Raw genomic sequence first — 15,450 nt, 5'->3', positions numbered from 1 at the left:
AAGTGAGAAGATCACCCGAACCGGCGCCGTTGAAGGGATAGCGTTCCGGATCAGCGACTAAATCAGCACCCTGTTAAGGCCATGGCCTTCAACAAACTCCAAGGATCGGCCGCCTCGGTACTTGTAGCGATCGAAGAAGGCGGGCGTCGTCCCCATGACGCGGAACTGACGGTGACTGTCGCCCAACGAGATTGGCACGATCCAGTCGACCTCTGGCCGCGCAGCGATGTCCAGATAACTTTCCCAGGTGACATTATTGGTGGCGTTTCCGATACGGAACACCGAGTAGAGCAAAAGTTGGACCGGCCCCGAACGCGCGCCAACGATGAGGTCAGTGCCCGAGATAGTGTCAGCAAAGCTTGCCCGAGCGCCGGTGCGCACTTTCTCGACCCCAAGGAAGAGAGCGACGGATAGCGCGATTGCAAGAATGGTCATGCCGACGGTCAAAGCACGCGCCATAAGGGAGCCTATAGCCAGACGCAGTATCAACATGCAGCCCTCTGTGTCTCGGCGATCTCTTCAAGGCGGACGACGCGGTCGAAGCGCGATCCCAGCCTTTCGTCATGGCTGACCATCAACATGGAGGAGCCTGCCTCGGCCGCCTGATCGAAGAGAAGTGTCAGGAAGCTGTCCTGTGTCGCTGCGTCCAATGCCGAGGTCGGTTCGTCCGCGACGATCAGTGACGGTCGGCCGATCAACGCTCGCGCCACGGCGACACGCTGCTGCTGGCCGACGCTGAGACGCCCGGCCGGTGCCGCCAGGATTTCGGTCGGAAGCCCGAGATCCTGGCAGAGACGGGCCGCCTCGGCGCCCGGATTGCGCACACGGCGGCGGCGTTCCGGAGCGAAATGAAGGGGCAAAAGGATATTATCCGCCACCCGTGCATAGGGTAATAGGTTCAGTTGCTGGAAGATCACTCCTATCCTTTCTGCGCGGAAGCGGTCGCGTTCACCGGCACGCAGTCTGGCAAGGTCCGTCCCCTCAACAGTCACGCGGCCCGAAGACACCGTCACGATCCCACAGACGAGCGAAAGGAGCGTGGATTTTCCTGCTCCGCTCTCGCCAAGAAGCAAGACGCTTTCCCCCGGCATCAGGCTGAAGTCGGAGACGTTCAAACCAAATCCGTTTCGGCCTGGCCAAGTGTAACGGAGGTCCTGGAGAGCGAGCGCGGGGGTCATCTCTGGGTGCGTCCCCGAAGGTCGAGCACCGGTGCTTCGCGGGAAATTTCGGCATGCCAGGCACCTTTCTCCGAGATCAACTGAATGTCTAATTCACGCGCTTTCGGAAAGACCGTGAAGTAGGTAAAAACGATCTGGTCGAATGCCGTAAAGTCTGAACAGGTAAAGCTGTACTCGGCATGAAACTCGGCATGTCCCGCAGCGGAAATCTCTTTTTCGCCGGTTACGTCGTGGCTGTCATGCTCCTTATTTTCTTTGGTCACGAACCTTGCCTTGGCCTGAGCGACGGAGCATCCGGCGTCTTCCGACAGGGCGAAAAGATCAAGTGGCTGTGCAAGGCGCGCGACGGCATCATTCACGGTAGCGCGGTCTCGGGCGCTTTCCGGAGCGTGTTCGAAACCGACAATGTCAGCACCGGGCGCGGACATCTCCATGAAGATTTGACCGGAATCGAAGGCGATGTTCAGTTTTCCAACACCATGCTCATGTGCGCCGAGCTGACGGTGCTCCTGACCCATCACGGGCGATGCGGCGATAGCCAGTACGAGTGCCAAGTCTAATCTAATCATGGGAATACCTAGCGCGGATATAGGTGGACCGCCCTGTTTAGGGGCGATCCTGGTTTCGCGCATCTTGGAAGGATTAATTTTTGAAGTGCCTGGCGACGATCGACTCCTTTTCACCCTCAAACACCGTCTCGCCGCCGACGATGGTTTCGAGGACTTTGATATCCTTGATCCTCATCGGGTCGAGATGTCCTACTGAAAGCGGGTTCTCCGAAAGGATCACGAAGTCCGCTAACTTTCCTGGTTCGAGAGTTCCCTTGATATCTTCCTGGAAGTACTGCCAAGCGGCGTTGATCGTGATGGCTTTTAGCGCCTCCAGAGGATTGACCCGTTGATCCTCACCGATAACTTCGCCCCCTGTCGACATCCGGTTTACGGAAGACCAGATCATCTGGATTCCGTCGATCGGAACCACGGGTGTGTCCGTGTGGGTCGTTGGGGTCAAACCGTGCTCATAGGCGCCTTTCAGCGGACTCATGTGCGCAGCACGTGAAGGGCCGAAGAAGACGTCTTTGTGGCGATCACCCCAATAGAATGTATGCCCGATGAAGAAGTCGGGATGCACGTCGAGCGCCGCCATCTGATTGAGCTGATCCGGTCGGGTGAATTGGGCGTGCTGGATCGTATGTCGGGCGTCCTCGCGGGGAGCGGCACGCTGGGCGGCGGCAAACGCATCGAGGGTATCCTGAATGCCCTGATCGCCATTGGAATGGATGGTAATCTGCCATCCTTTGCGGTGCAGCGTTTCAACGTAATCAAAGAAAGCCTTGCGATCGTCCCAGTAAGGGAAACCTCTGTAGTTTCCGTCATCCTGAGGGCGTTGGGTCATGTAGGGCTGGCTGAAATTGGCGGTGTAGCCCTGCGGCGACCCGTCGATAACGAGTTTCATCGGTCCATGCACAATCATGTTTTGGCCGGCCGTCAGATCGGTTCCAGACTTCACCGCCGGGTAACCTTCCGCGCCTTCCACGGTTGTTTCTCTGGGCCAATATGTCAGGCGCAGTAGTAGATCGCCGCTATTGAGCGCCTGTTTGTAAAGGTCGATCGCGCTTGGATCGCTTGGCTGATCATTGGCGGTGGTAAAGCCAGACGCGGCCCACATTTCAGACGCTTTGCGGATTGCCGCCAGCTGATCCTTCTCCGTGATTTCTGGAGCCAGGCTCCGGACAAGCCCGCCTGCGCCGCCCTCGAGAACGCCGGTGGGCTCTCCGGACGTGGCGTCCTTGGCGATGCGACCACCATTGGGATTTGGCGTATCAGCTGTGATTCCGGCCATTTCGAGCGCCTTGGAGTTTGCGACTGAAACGTGACCCGAGATGTGTCTTATGATCACCGGACGCGTCGTGCTGACCTGGTCGAGATCCTCTCTCGTCGGGTGGCGGTTCTCCGCAAGAAGCGTATCGTCGTAGCGCGTTCCGAGGATGACAGCGGCCTCGCTGTCCGCGTCCGCTCGCTCCTTCAGCTTGGCGATCAGTTCATCCATATTGGTCGTTGTGCCGATCGGCGGGGGGTTAAGGTCGACTTGCAGAGAGGAAATTCCTGCACTGACGAAGTGCCCATGTGGGTCGATGAAACCCGGAAGCATGGCTTTGCCCCCGAGGTCCACCATTTCGGTCGACTCATCCGCCAGTGGCTTGATGTCCTCAAGCAGTCCGACATGCGTGATACGGTCACCTTCGATCGCGACAGATTCCGCAAAGAGGTTGGCATCGTTCATCGTGAGAATGTTGCCGCCGAAGAAAATCTTGTCGGGAGCGTTTTCTTGCGCGGCAATCGCGGTCGATGAAAGCAGCAGCGCTATGGTTGCACCGAATGCAGCTCGCGTATTTTTATAATGGAATGTCATTTTTTAGTTCTCCTGTCGGTCGTCAAGTTACCCTAGGGCACGATGTCGATACTGCGCTCGGCTGGCCCTGGGCCTACTGCCAGTTCTGACTATTACTCGGTCCAGTTGAATGTCGCAGCTTACCGTCCCAGGCTAAGTGGGTGGGGAATAGCCTCCGAGAAGCAATGGCGCGTTACGGTTGCCCCCGCCAGATCGTCGTGCTGAACTTTTCGCACCCGAGCTGCCAAGCCAAGGGTCTGAGCTGATGCCGCTGGCGAGGCACCGCCGGGTTCCGTCAAAGCGGTGACCGCACGACCGTGCTCCGCTACAACATCGGCAAACCCGTGCTGGCGGGCGTTCTCCAGGGGAACTGAACCCGGGGGGCTTTGGTTGTGCTGGTATCGAAAGAACCAATCAGTCAAACGAGGAAGGATCATGAATGTTTCAATGTCCGCGAACCTCGTCTCTTCGTCTGACGTGAACGGCACAGAAGTCTTTGGCATTGATGGTGGAAAAATCGGGTCGATCGATCACCTGATGATCGACAAGCACTCGGGAAAGGTTGCCTATGCCGTGATGGGATTTGGCGGATTTCTGGGGATGGGCGAAGATCATTATCCTGTGCCGTGGGATAAGCTGCGCTACGATACCAGCGTAGACGGTTTCATGACCGACATCGTTGAGGACGAGGTCAAAGCCGCGCCAACCGCCACGGAAAACTGGTCCGCGGATCGTGAATGGGAGCAGCGCCTCCATGAGCATTGTCACGCAAAACGCTACTGGATCTAAAAACGGATGAAGGCGAGAGGCACCACCATGAGGGCGATCGTGCCTATTTTTTCAGACCACTGAACCGCCAGCAAAGGGCTGGAAAAGCGAGACGGTCCCGCCCCGTGCAGGACGGTGATCTGCAACGTAGATATCGGTTGTTGTGCTTGTCTTTCAGGCAATCGGGGCGCCCGGGATCCTGGCAGTCGGCATTGTTCAAGCCAAACGGGCCAGGTCGAACGGGCATTGCCAAAAGGGGAGTTGAACTTGGGAGCCTGCGGCACGGAACGCGAAGCTTTGAAGGTCTTGGTCGTGCTGGCGCATCCGCGCGGCACGGCCACCCTGTGCGGGGCAATTGCAGAAAGCTATGCCGACGGAGCGCGCGAGGCCGGATGTCGTGTGAAGCTCGCCGCGCTCGACTCCATGGATTTTGATCCGCACGTGCGGCGTAGTTCCCCCGCTGCGCAGGAACCCGAACGGGATCTCGTCAGATTGCGCCAAGCCATCTCGGCAGCGGATCATCTTGTCTTTGTCTATCCGACGTGGTGGGGAACCTACCCTGCGCTTCTCAAGGGGTTTCTCGACAGGATCCTGACGCCGGGCTGGGCCTTCGAGGAAATCACCGGCGGTACCGGCTTTGCCGGGCTGCTCGGTGGACGCAGCGCCGAACTCATCACGACGATGGATACCCCGGGTCCGGTGTACCGGTTCATGAACCGCGCGCCGGGGGCCAATGCCATGGCGCGCGCGACGCTCGGATTTTGCGGCATCGACGTGACGCGCCACACGCGTTTCGGGCCGGTCAACCGCTCTACATCGGGCGAGCGGGCAAAGTGGATCGAGTCGGCCGCGCGCCTGGGCCGCAGCCTTGCACGGGGTACGCATTCGCCGCGCCAGCGCTTCTGGAGAAGGGCATCGCCCTGGTTGGCCGCCCTGCGGCTCCAGTTCTATCCAATGACGTTCTTCGCCTACTGGATGGGCGCCCTGATCGGCAGCGGGCAGGATCCGCTCGATCTCCCGCGTTTCTGGCTCGGCTATCTCTTCCTCTTCGCTCTGGAAGCGGCCACCGTCTTCGGGAACGATTTGGAAGATTTCGAGAGCGACCGCCGAAACGCGCTCTGGGGGCCCTTCAACGGCGGATCCCGGGTGCTGCACAACGGTTTGCTGGACCGCGGATCCCTTCGCAAGGGAATGCTTGCGATGATTGCGGCCGCGGTTGCAACTGCGGCGCTCCTCATGGCGGGAGCGCAGGCGCCCGTTATCCTCACACTGTTCATTGTCCTCAGCTTTCTTCTGACACTCGGCTACACGCAACCGCCGCTGAAGCTCTCCTACCGCACCCTCGGCGAGATCGACGTCGCCGTGACCCACAGCTTCATGTCAATTGCCTTCGGCCATCTTGTTCAGGGTGGGATGTTGAGCGATCCCCGTCCTTGGCTCGCCGCCATGCCGCTCTGCCTTTCGATCCTGCCGGCCATCATCCTGTCGGGCGTGCCCGATCGCGATGCGGACCGCGCCGCAGGCAAACGCACGGTGGTGGTCGCTTTCGGGATCCGCAGCGGCATCCTTCTCGCCGCCGGTGCAGCCCTGGCGGCCACGGGCGGTATGATCATGGTCGAGGGCCGACAATCTCCCGGCCTGTACGGAGGCATGCTAATCGTGACGCTTGCCGGGCTGCACGGCGGTTGGCTCTTCCTCCGGCTTCTCAGGGAGGCCACGGCGCTGCCCAAAGCCCGCAGGCTCGACGGCACGATGGTAATGGCGCTGTCCTACATCCTGTGGTTCTGTATTCCACCGCTCTGGACCATCGGCGACTGGGTGCCGTGATGGGGCGCGGTCTGGTGAAGTTGGGCGTGTAGCGATGGCGGCATGGTGCCGTACCGCAGCTCGAAAAGGGGCTATTGGCCTTCCGTCAGGAAGCCTCGATGGGCGGTGGCTCGATCCTCAAATGACAACTCCCCGGTCCGAGCTGAATGTCCCACTGGGGTCTCGATCGGCCATTAGCGCAAGGCGAGACTATTGAGGTCGTGGGCTTCCGGGCCGGTGCGGAATCGGAGGAACACAGGCCGATGATGTTCTGCCTCGAAGTTGGCCACACGGTCTGGCAGCAACTGAGCGCTCTGCCAGAGGCGCCGCAACCGCTTGATGGCTGAGGTCGGGCCGCCCGGCCGCTTAGCTTTCAGCGTCTGATGTCCGGTTTTCTCGACCTTTTAAAGGTGACCGAGCAGACAGGCCTCGGCCACTCCGTGCGCGAAACCTTCTGCCCCGACCCAGTTCTCGAGAGCCTGAACCTCCTCGGCATGACATAGCTGGTCGGCACGACAATGGTCGTGGGGATGCGCCTGCTGAACGTGTGGCGGGACCGGGATGCGGTTCGGGCAGTCGCCCGGACGCTAGTACCCGTGGCGCGAGCGGGCTTCGTCGTAATCGCGCTGTCGGTTGTGGGAGGCGAGACCGCCGTCTGGGAATTCGGCCTCTTTGCCTTTGTGCTGGCCAATGTTGGTCTTCCACCGCGGCATCGACCGGCGCGCGTGGTGTCGCTTGCGGGCTGGACCGGATGTCTCTTCGCCGGGCGGATGTTGGCCTATGTCTGAGGGCGGATCACTTAGAACGCCACCAGTGTCGCGCCCAAAAGTGCTATGGCCCCAATAAGGAAGCCGCCGTCGATGAGCGAGAGGCGGAGCGAGCGCCCTTCTGCCACGTTCGGCACCTGACGGAAAACATGCCGATGCACAACCCAGCGGGCAGAACCAGCCGAAACCGGTGCGAAGAGGACAACCGCAGCGGCCAGCGCCAGTGGTAGGTAGGTTCTGTCAAACGTCATCTGTTTCTCTTTATGCCTTGCAGACAATCTAACCGCCGCCGCGGCTGAGATTAGGGGCGAGACGTCACTGCCAATCATGAGCTGCGGTCATCAGTCGAAAGGTGAATTTCGTCCCTCCCGAACGCCGTGGCTTAGTCGCTCGCAACGTCGATGACAAAGCGGTAGAGCACCTGACGGCTCACGCCCGCTCGCAGGCTTTCGTGATCTGATCCGTCTATCCTTTTTTGCATGATGAGATTCTTAAGGGAGTATCGTAGACTTCGCGTGCGGCGCAGGTTTGCGTCATCGGTAAGGATCGGCTCCATGAACGTCTTGCGGCAAGTCCTGGTATCAGCATTGCTTCTCGGTGCAGCAATTTATATCTGGATTGGCTATGTGCCCTCCGCGCGCCCGCTGTTGCAGCGTGTCGGGCTATTGGACCTGTTAGGAATTGAGATGCCGGACACGGCTGCAGAGCCGGATAGGGCCGGGCATGGCGGTGCGGCGCAGGTGATCACCGCGCAGGTTCAGGAACGCGTGAATGCAGATCAGATCAATGCCATCGGGGATGGGCGGGCGCGGCATTCGGTCGATGTGCGCTCGAAGGCGACCGGTCTGATCACCGAGTTGAGCCTTGAGGCGGGACGTCGTGTTGAAGCGGGAACCATCATTGCGCGGTTTGAGGATGAGGCCGAAAATATTTCGCTGGATCAGGCCCGGGTGCGGCTCGAAGATGCCAGCGATGAGGCGGCGCGGATTGCGCGCCTGCAGGGTACCGGTGCCGTGACAGAGGTCCGGATGCGTGAATCGCAATTGGCGTTGCGCAACGCGGAACTGGCATTGCGGCAGGCGCAGTTTCATTTGTCGCAACGCCAAATCGAAGCACCGATCTCGGGCTGGGTCGGCATCATCGACGTCGAGGTTGGTGACCGGGTCACGGCGCAGGATATCCTCGCCACGATCACCGACCGCTCTGTCATCCTGATCGAGTTTCGGGTGCCGGAACGCGTGGTCGGCAAGCTCAGAGTTGGTCAGGCGCTAAAGGTGACGCCGCTGGGGTTGCGCGATTTAGCGCTGCAGGGCCAAGTCAGCGCCATCGATACGGTGGTCGATCGTGCCAGCCGCACTCTGCGGGTGCAGGGAAGGGTGGATAATGCAAAGGATCTATTGCGGGCTGGGATGGCATTTTCGGTGAGCATGACCTTTCCCGGCAGGGTGTTGATGTCGATCGAGCCGTTGGCGTTGCAATGGTCGAGTGACGGGCCCTTTGTCTGGGCAGTGAGAGCGGGCAAGGCAGTCTCTGTGCCGGTGCTGATCCGGCAGCGCAACAGCGACAACGTGCTGGTTGAATCTGAGGATCTGCACAAGGGCGATGCGATCGTGATCGAAGGCGTGCAGAGCCTGCGTGAGGGCGCCGATGTGACCCCGGTCGAACAGATTGACTCGGCCGTTCTTCAGGCGCCCTTCAAGCGGCGGCACGTGCTGTGAGCGCGACGTCGCAATCCGGCGGGCCGGGCGCGGCGGCGCCCTCGGGCATTGCAATTTTTGTGCGGCGGCCGATCCTGGCCTTTGTGATCAACGCCCTGATCGTGCTGGCCGGGCTGGCCGGGTTGTTCGGCGCCGAGATCCGGGAGTTGCCCAATGTTGATCGTCCGGTAGTGACCGTCACGACGCGATTTTCCGGGGCGGCGCCCGAGACCGTCGATCAGGAGTTGACCGGGCGTATCGAAGGCGCGGTAGGACGGGTCGCGGGGGTGCGGACAATCTCGTCGAATTCGCGGTTCGGGCGCAGCCGGGTGACGCTGGAATTTGATGGCAATGTCGATATCGATGTGGCCGCGACCGATGTGCGCGATGCGGTGGCACGGATAGTCAACCAACTGCCTGACAACGCTGAGCAGCCCGAGATTGTCAAGGCCGATGCCAATGCCCAAGCAGTGATGCGTATTGCAGTGACCTCATTGGGACGCGCGCCGCAAGAGCTAACTCGGATCGTGCAGGAACGGGTCGAGGACCGTCTGATTTCGGTTGATGGGGTAGCCGACCTGCAGATCTATGGCGACCAGGAGCCGATCTTCCGGGTCGATATCGATCAGCTTGAATTGGCCAGCCGCGGACTGACCCTGTCGCACATGCGCGCCGCCCTGGCCGATATCGCCTATGACGCGCCTGCGGGGGATTTGGCGGGGGATCGTCAGTCGATCAATGTGCGCACCATCGCCAGTGTGGCGACAATCGAGGCCTTCGAGGCGCTGCAGCTGGCCGAGGATGTGCTGTTGGGTGATGTGGCGCGGGTGACGCTCGGTCCGGCGCCGGGTGAAACGATGCTGCGCGCCAACGGTCAGCAGGGTCTGGGCATGGGGATAATCCGGCAAGCCACGTCGAACACGCTGGAGATCTCGCGCGATGTGCGTGCCGTGGTCGAGGAGCTAAGCCGTACCCTGCCGGAGGATATCGAGATCTTCGTCACTTCGGATGATGCAATCTTCATCAATGGATCGATCATCGAGGTGCTCAAAACCCTGGGATTTGCCGTGTGCATTGTTGTCGCGGTGATCTTTCTCTTCTTGCGCGATCTGCGTGCCACATTGATCCCGGCGCTGACCCTGCCGGTGGCGTTGATCGGCACGCTGGCGGCGATCTATCTGGTGGGGTTCTCGGTCAATATTCTAACCCTGCTGGCGCTGGTGCTGGCGACGGGGATGGTGGTTGATGATGCGATCGTGGTGCTTGAAAACATCGTGCGCCTGCGCGCCAAGGGAATGGGGTCGCGCGCCGCTGCGGTGTTGGGCACGCAGCAGGTTTTCTTCGCGGTGGTCACCACCACTGCGACGCTGGCGGCGGTGTTTGTGCCATTGTCTTTTCTGCCCGGTCAGGCCGGCGGGCTGTTTCGCGAATTCGGTTTCACCCTGGCGATGGCGGTACTGCTGTCCTCGGTGGTGGCGCTGACCTTGTGTCCGGTAATGGCCAGCCGCTTGCTGAGCAGACCGCCCAAGACCGGAGACTATGGCCTGATGGTCCGGCTCGGCAATGGGCTGGCGCGGGCCTATGCTGTCACGCTGAGAAACGCTATGGCGATGCCTTTCGTAATCGTGCTGGCGGCGGTGTTGGTGGCGGCGACCGCAGCGCTGGTGGCGGGCGGCATCCGACAAGAGCTGACGCCGCCGGAGGATCGCGCGGTGGCGCTGCTGCGGGTCAGCGCGCCGCAGGGCGTGTCGCTGGCTTACACCCAGTCGAAAATGCTGCAGATCGAGGATCTTGTGGCACCGCTGCGCGACAGGGGCGAAATCACCAATATCTTTTCGATCAGTGGTTTTGGCGCCGATAACAGCGGCTTCATGGTCTTTACCCTGGCAAGATGGGAGCAACGCACCCGCAGCCAGCAGGAGATTGTGGCCGAAATCAACAGTAAGCTGCGGCAGGTGATCGGGGTACGCGCCTTTGCGATCCAGCCCAATTCGCTGGGCATTCGCGGCGCGGGCAGGGGGCTGGCCATCGCCATCACCGGTGAAAATTATCCGCAGCTTTCGAAGGTCGCCGAGGCGATGGTGACGCGGATGCGCGAGACCTCGGCAATGGGTCAGGTTCAGCTGGAATACGAGACCACCCAGCCGCAGCTCTTCGTGCAGATCGACCGAGCCCGCGCTTCTGATTTGGGCATTGACATCACCGGGCTCGGTGAGGCTTTGCAGGCAGTTCTGGACGGGCGCAAGGTTGGCTCAGTGTTTATCGACGACGCCAGCTATGACGTGCAGATGATGACCTTGTCCAGCCCGGTGAACGATCCCGGGGATTTGGAGAATATCTTCGTTCGGACCGGCGACGGGCAAATGGTTCCTATGTCCAGTTTCATTACGCTCGAGGAACGCGCTGTAGCACCGGAGTTGGACCGTGAGGGGCAGAACCGCTCGGTCGAGATTTCCGCCACCCTGAGCCCGGCGTTGTCACTTGGCGATGCGCTCGCTCACGTCCAGGAGATCGGCGCCGAGCTGCTCGCCGAGCAAAACCGAATTGTGCCACTGGCCGAGGCGGCGACGCTGGACCAAACCAATGCCGGGCTGTTCATGACCTTCGGCTTTGCCATTCTGGTTGTGTTCCTGGTGCTTTCGGCGCAATTCGAGAGCTTCATTTCGGCAGTTGTGGTGATGGCGACGGTGCCGATCGGTCTCGCCTGCGCGGTGTTTGCGCTGCTGCTGACCGGGCTCAGCCTTAATGTCTATAGCCAGATCGGGCTGGTGATGTTGATCGGGATCATGGCCAAGAACGGTATCCTGATCGTTGAATTTGCCAATCAGCTGCGCGACGGTGGGAGCAATGTCCATGATGCGATCCTAGAGGCCTCGACGATCCGGCTGCGCCCGGTGATGATGACGATGACTTCGACGGTGATCAGTGGGGTGCCATTGATCCTGTCTGCCGGTGCCGGAGCCGAGGCGCGCGAGGCTTTGGGCTGGGTCATTGTTGGTGGGCTAGGGCTGGCGACACTCTTCACGCTTTATCTGACGCCAGTGGCCTACCTGCTGCTGGCGCGGTTCTCGACGCCGAAGGCGGAAGAGACGGCACGGCTGCAACGCGAATTGAAGGATGCCAAGGCAGTTTGACTTCGGGAGTTCAGCTTGGTTGGTTCAGCTAGCAGCATTGCGCAACCCTAGGTCGAGCGAAGGACGACCAGTATGGCTGTAGAAATTCGCTAGATAGTCGCGAATGCCATTGACATCAACGAACCGATCAATCGACCGCAGTAGATGGTCCTGCGGCACATGATCCCCTGTGGCGACCACGTTGCCCGCGGAGGCGCCGTTGATTATCGCCATCGGACCAGAAGCGAAGATCGGCCGTTCCGCTGCTACGGTGTCCGGCGGCGGCGGAGGCGAAGTTCACAAAGTATTCCCGACCCGGATCATCTGAAGGAAGGCTGCAACGACGACGAAAAAGAATAATGCATACGTTAAATGGGCATCCCGTAACCTGACTGTTTTAATAAGATGATATCTTTACTTACCAAAACAGTCAGGTTAATCGGTGATTCATCGAATTAGCCAGCCCGCCCCCCGTGTGGTCAGCCAAAAATTTATCGCGAGGGACTTATGCGTCGACCATCCGAAACCCGAGGCTGCACCACCATGATCCAAAGAAACTCTACCCTGATGGTCGGAGGCTTTGGCGCCTCATTGGCAATGGCCTGCATGACCTCCACCGCTGCGGCTCAGGACAGCGGTTTGATCCTTCTGCCGACTGTCGAGGTGGAAACGACGGAAGAGCCGTCACCGCAGCCCGCAACGCAATCAGCCCCGCGCAGAGCCCAGCCTGCGCCACGCCGCTTGGCTAAGCCACCGGCGGTCTGCACGCCAGCCTTGGCAGGGACACCGGTTTGTGCCGCTGAGGAAGCCGCCGAACGTCAAGCCCAAGAACTGGCCGCAGCACAAGCTCAGGCCGCGGCTAAAGCGGCCGCGGGCGGCAGCTCCTACGCCGATCAGGACGCACCCTTCAAAGCCAATACGCTGGCTAACAGCCGCATGCCCGGACCGCTCAAAGACATTCCGCGCACGGTGACGGCCATCACCCAGGAGGTCCTGGAAACCACCGGGACGACCAGCGTGCGGGAACTGGCCCGCTCAACTCCGGGCATTTCGCTTGGGTTTGGGGAGGGCGGGAATTCCTTTGGCGACAACATCTATATTCGCGGGTTCAAGGCGAACAATGACACCTATACCGACGGCATCCGCAGCCCCGGCACCGGCGTCGCCGAGACCTTCAACACCGAACAGGTCGAAGTCACCAAAGGCCCGGCTGGCACGGTTGGTGGGCGTGGCACCACGGGCGGCGCGATTGATCTGATTTCCAAAAGCCCGCAGGATATTGATTTCACCAAGACATTGACCACGGTCACCGATGCCTCGACCGTCCGTCAGACTATCGACACGAACAAAGTGATCGGCGACCGGCTGCAATTGCGTTTCAACGGCATGTTGCAAGATGGCGAAGTGGCCGGGCGCGATGTGGTCACCGATGACCGCAATGGCGCCGCGTTGGCGCTAAAGTTTTTAGCGACCGACGCGCTAACGCTTGAAGGCAACCTGAGCTATACCAAGATCGAGCAGACCCCGGATTGGGGGGTGCCTTACGTCAACAACGAAGATTTGGGCCTGGTAGGGCCGGTCCTCGAATTCGGGATCGACCGCGAGACCTTCTACGGGGTGCCGGGCCGCGATTTCCAGATCGTCGAAGAAACAGTGGCCACGGCAAAAGCCAGCTATGCCTTTGACAACGGCATGACGCTAACTAACACGTTCCGCGCGTCGCGGTCGAAAAACGACTATGTGCTGACCGCGCCGAGCAGCCTGATCGACAACGGTTCCGCCAATCCCGAGGATTGGCAGGTTGGTCTGAGCTTCAAAAGCTGGAACCAACAGACCGATGTGCTGGCCAATGTGCTTGAACTGAGCGGTGACGCCCAATTCGCCGGGGCTTCCCACTCCTATGTGTTGGGCTTTGCAACTTCGCGCGAAGAGATTGAAAGGCTGAGCTATTCTAACCTGAGCAGCGAAGACTATTTGCCGCCCGACGGGCAGCGCGGCTGCGTGGTCGAGGCGGTCAATCCCGACCCCACCGCGGAAGGCTGCTGGAGCGGTGAGCAACCCGTGTTGGGTACTGAGCTCACAGAAACGACGGTCAAGACCACCTCGCTCTATGCGCTCGACACTGTCACGCTGTCCGACCACTGGAAGGTCCGCGGCGGGCTGCGGGTCGACATGTATGACATCTCTCGCACTGGCGGCTCGGGTGAAGACGCCTATACCCTGTCACGCGATGACGTCATGCTGAACTGGAACCTCGGCGCGACCTACGCCTTCAGCGACCAACTGAACCTCTATGCGGCAGCGGCCACCTCGACCAACCCGGCGGGGCAGGAATTGGAGGCTGGAGGCGGTTTCTACGGCGGGCTGGATGACAACGGCGCGGGGCTTGCACCCGAAGAGAACACCTCGCTCGAGATCGGGGCGAAGTACAGCTTTACGCCGAACCTACTCTTTACCGCAGCGCTATATCAGACGACCAAGGATCAGGCCCGTGAAGATATTGGGCCGCGCGGTGCCACTGTCACCACTGACACGTTGAAATACCGCATCCGCGGGCTGGAACTGGGCGTTGCCGGGAAGGTGACCGGACGCTTGAGCCTCTTTGGCGGTGCCAATTTTATGGACAGCAAGGTGCTTGAGAGCGCGGATAGCGACAATATCGGTTTGCCCGTGGCGAATGTTGCGCATGAGCAGTTCAATCTTTTGGCGACCTATCAGGTCACGGACCGGCTGATGCTCGGCGGTCGCGTGAACTATCAGAGCGAGATTGATCTTGGCAGCGTGGCCGCGAATGGCCGGTCCATTCCCGATGCCTTTACCTTAGATCTGCTGGGTGAATACGAAGTCGCCGACAACACCATGCTGAAGATGGGCATCACCAATGTCGCGGATGAAAAGGTCTATGACGCGGCCTATCGCTCTGGCACGCCCTTCACCTATGTCGCGCCGGGCCGTGAGGTTTCCGTCTCTTTGGAAATGAAGTTCTAAGCCTGAGCAATCAGCGCGGGCAGCCCTCGGGCTGCCCGCCAAGACCAAGAGGTAAATTATGCTGATTACGATCCCCTCGATCCTGACCAAAGACGAGGTCGCGCAGGTTCGCGCGCATCTCGACGCGGCAGCCTGGGAAGACGGGGCAACCACCGCCGGTCCTCAGTCGCGAGAGGTCAAACGCAATCAGCAACTGCCACCCACCTCCGAGGCAGCCCAGACGCTGGGCAAGTTCATTTTGCAGAAACTCACCGCCGATCCGCTGTTTCTTTCTGCCGCGCTGCCTGCGCGGATTTTGCCGCCGATGTTCAATAAATATGAGCAGGCCGAGGCCTTTGGGGCGCATATCGACAATGCCATTCGGGTGAACCCGCTGACGCAGGAACGGCTGCGCACGGACCTGTCGATGACGTTGTTTCTCAGCGAGCCGGAAGACTACAGCGGAGGCGAACTGCTGATCGAAGATCACTACGGCCACCAAAGTGTCAAACTACCAGCGGGGGATATGATCCTATATCCCGCCACCAGCCTGCATCAGGTGACACCCGTGACGCGCGGCGCGCGGGTCTCATCCTTTTTCTGGCTCCAAAGCATGATCCGCACACATACGCAACGCCGCATTCTGTTTGATTTGGACCAATCCATTCAATCCCTGAGTGGAAGCCTTGGAGCAAATGATCCCGAAACGGTGCGTCTTACCGGCATCTACCACAACCTTATCCGCACATGGGCCGAAACCTGA

Annotated in this window: 11 protein-coding genes and 1 pseudogene; 7 read left to right on the top strand and 5 right to left on the bottom strand. The window is 60.2% G+C overall.

The window, feature by feature from the left end:
- Positions 1-84 precede the first annotated feature (84 nt).
- The 4 genes and pseudogenes from ACFSUD_RS17625 to ACFSUD_RS17610 all read right to left on the bottom strand — a co-directional run.
- Positions 85-489: pseudogene (locus ACFSUD_RS17625) on the bottom strand (ABC transporter permease); the annotation flags it as partial.
- Entirely contained in the window at positions 486-1,178 is a 693-nt protein-coding gene (locus ACFSUD_RS17620) for an ABC transporter ATP-binding protein (RefSeq protein WP_386375823.1), read from the bottom strand. The gene ACFSUD_RS17620 and the pseudogene ACFSUD_RS17625, both read right to left, overlap by 4 nt.
- Entirely contained in the window at positions 1,175-1,732 is a 558-nt protein-coding gene (locus tag ACFSUD_RS17615) for a DUF2796 domain-containing protein (RefSeq protein ID WP_386375822.1), read from the bottom strand. The genes ACFSUD_RS17620 and ACFSUD_RS17615 overlap by 4 nt, the downstream gene beginning before the upstream one ends.
- 88 nt (positions 1,733-1,820) lie before the next feature.
- The gene (locus tag ACFSUD_RS17610) at positions 1,821-3,590 is read right to left on the bottom strand and encodes an amidohydrolase (RefSeq protein ID WP_386375821.1); all 1,770 of its coding nucleotides are present in this window, start codon (positions 3,588-3,590) and stop codon (positions 1,821-1,823) included.
- Positions 3,591-4,004: 414 nt separating this feature from the next.
- Between ACFSUD_RS17610 and ACFSUD_RS17605 the strand changes: the two genes are divergently transcribed.
- The 3 genes from ACFSUD_RS17605 to ACFSUD_RS17595 all read left to right on the top strand — a co-directional run bounded on the left by ACFSUD_RS17605 (position 4,005) and on the right by ACFSUD_RS17595 (position 6,931).
- On the top strand, positions 4,005-4,358 hold the full coding sequence (locus ACFSUD_RS17605) for a PRC-barrel domain-containing protein (protein ID WP_386375820.1): 354 nt from the start codon (positions 4,005-4,007) through the stop codon (positions 4,356-4,358).
- Positions 4,359-4,634: 276 nt separating this feature from the next.
- Positions 4,635-6,164 (top strand): NAD(P)H-dependent oxidoreductase, encoded by a 1,530-nt coding sequence (locus tag ACFSUD_RS17600; RefSeq protein WP_386375819.1) that lies wholly within the window; start codon positions 4,635-4,637, stop codon positions 6,162-6,164.
- A gap of 509 nt (positions 6,165-6,673) precedes the next feature.
- Positions 6,674-6,931, top strand: a complete 258-nt coding sequence (locus ACFSUD_RS17595) for a hypothetical protein (protein ID WP_386375818.1) — start codon at positions 6,674-6,676, stop codon at positions 6,929-6,931.
- Between the two features lie 11 nt (positions 6,932-6,942).
- Here ACFSUD_RS17595 and ACFSUD_RS17590 read toward each other — a convergent pair whose 3' ends face one another.
- Positions 6,943-7,161 carry a hypothetical protein gene (locus ACFSUD_RS17590; protein ID WP_386375817.1) on the bottom strand — a complete coding sequence of 73 codons (219 nt, stop codon included), beginning with the start codon at positions 7,159-7,161 and terminating at the stop codon, positions 6,943-6,945.
- A 228-nt stretch (positions 7,162-7,389) separates the two neighbouring features.
- Between ACFSUD_RS17590 and ACFSUD_RS17585 the strand changes: the two genes are divergently transcribed.
- The 4 genes from ACFSUD_RS17585 (at position 7,390) to ACFSUD_RS17570 (ending at position 15,450) form a co-directional block, all read left to right on the top strand.
- The gene (locus tag ACFSUD_RS17585; RefSeq protein WP_386375816.1) at positions 7,390-8,628 is read left to right on the top strand and encodes an efflux RND transporter periplasmic adaptor subunit; all 1,239 of its coding nucleotides are present in this window, start codon (positions 7,390-7,392) and stop codon (positions 8,626-8,628) included.
- Complete coding sequence (locus ACFSUD_RS17580) at positions 8,625-11,741, top strand: efflux RND transporter permease subunit (protein ID WP_386375815.1); 3,117 nt, start codon at positions 8,625-8,627, stop codon at positions 11,739-11,741. Before ACFSUD_RS17585 ends, ACFSUD_RS17580 begins: the two co-directional genes overlap by 4 nt.
- 522 nt (positions 11,742-12,263) lie before the next feature.
- Positions 12,264-14,708, top strand: coding sequence for a TonB-dependent receptor (locus ACFSUD_RS17575; protein ID WP_386375814.1), 2,445 nt, complete (start codon positions 12,264-12,266; stop codon positions 14,706-14,708).
- A gap of 58 nt (positions 14,709-14,766) precedes the next feature.
- Positions 14,767-15,450, top strand: coding sequence for a Fe2+-dependent dioxygenase (locus ACFSUD_RS17570; RefSeq protein ID WP_386375813.1), 684 nt, complete (start codon positions 14,767-14,769; stop codon positions 15,448-15,450).

The sequence above is a fragment of the Sulfitobacter aestuarii genome, assembly GCF_042685005.1.
GTDB classification, from domain to species: domain Bacteria; phylum Pseudomonadota; class Alphaproteobacteria; order Rhodobacterales; family Rhodobacteraceae; genus Sulfitobacter; species Sulfitobacter aestuarii.
This window is presented reverse-complemented; position numbering and strand designations above follow the sequence as displayed.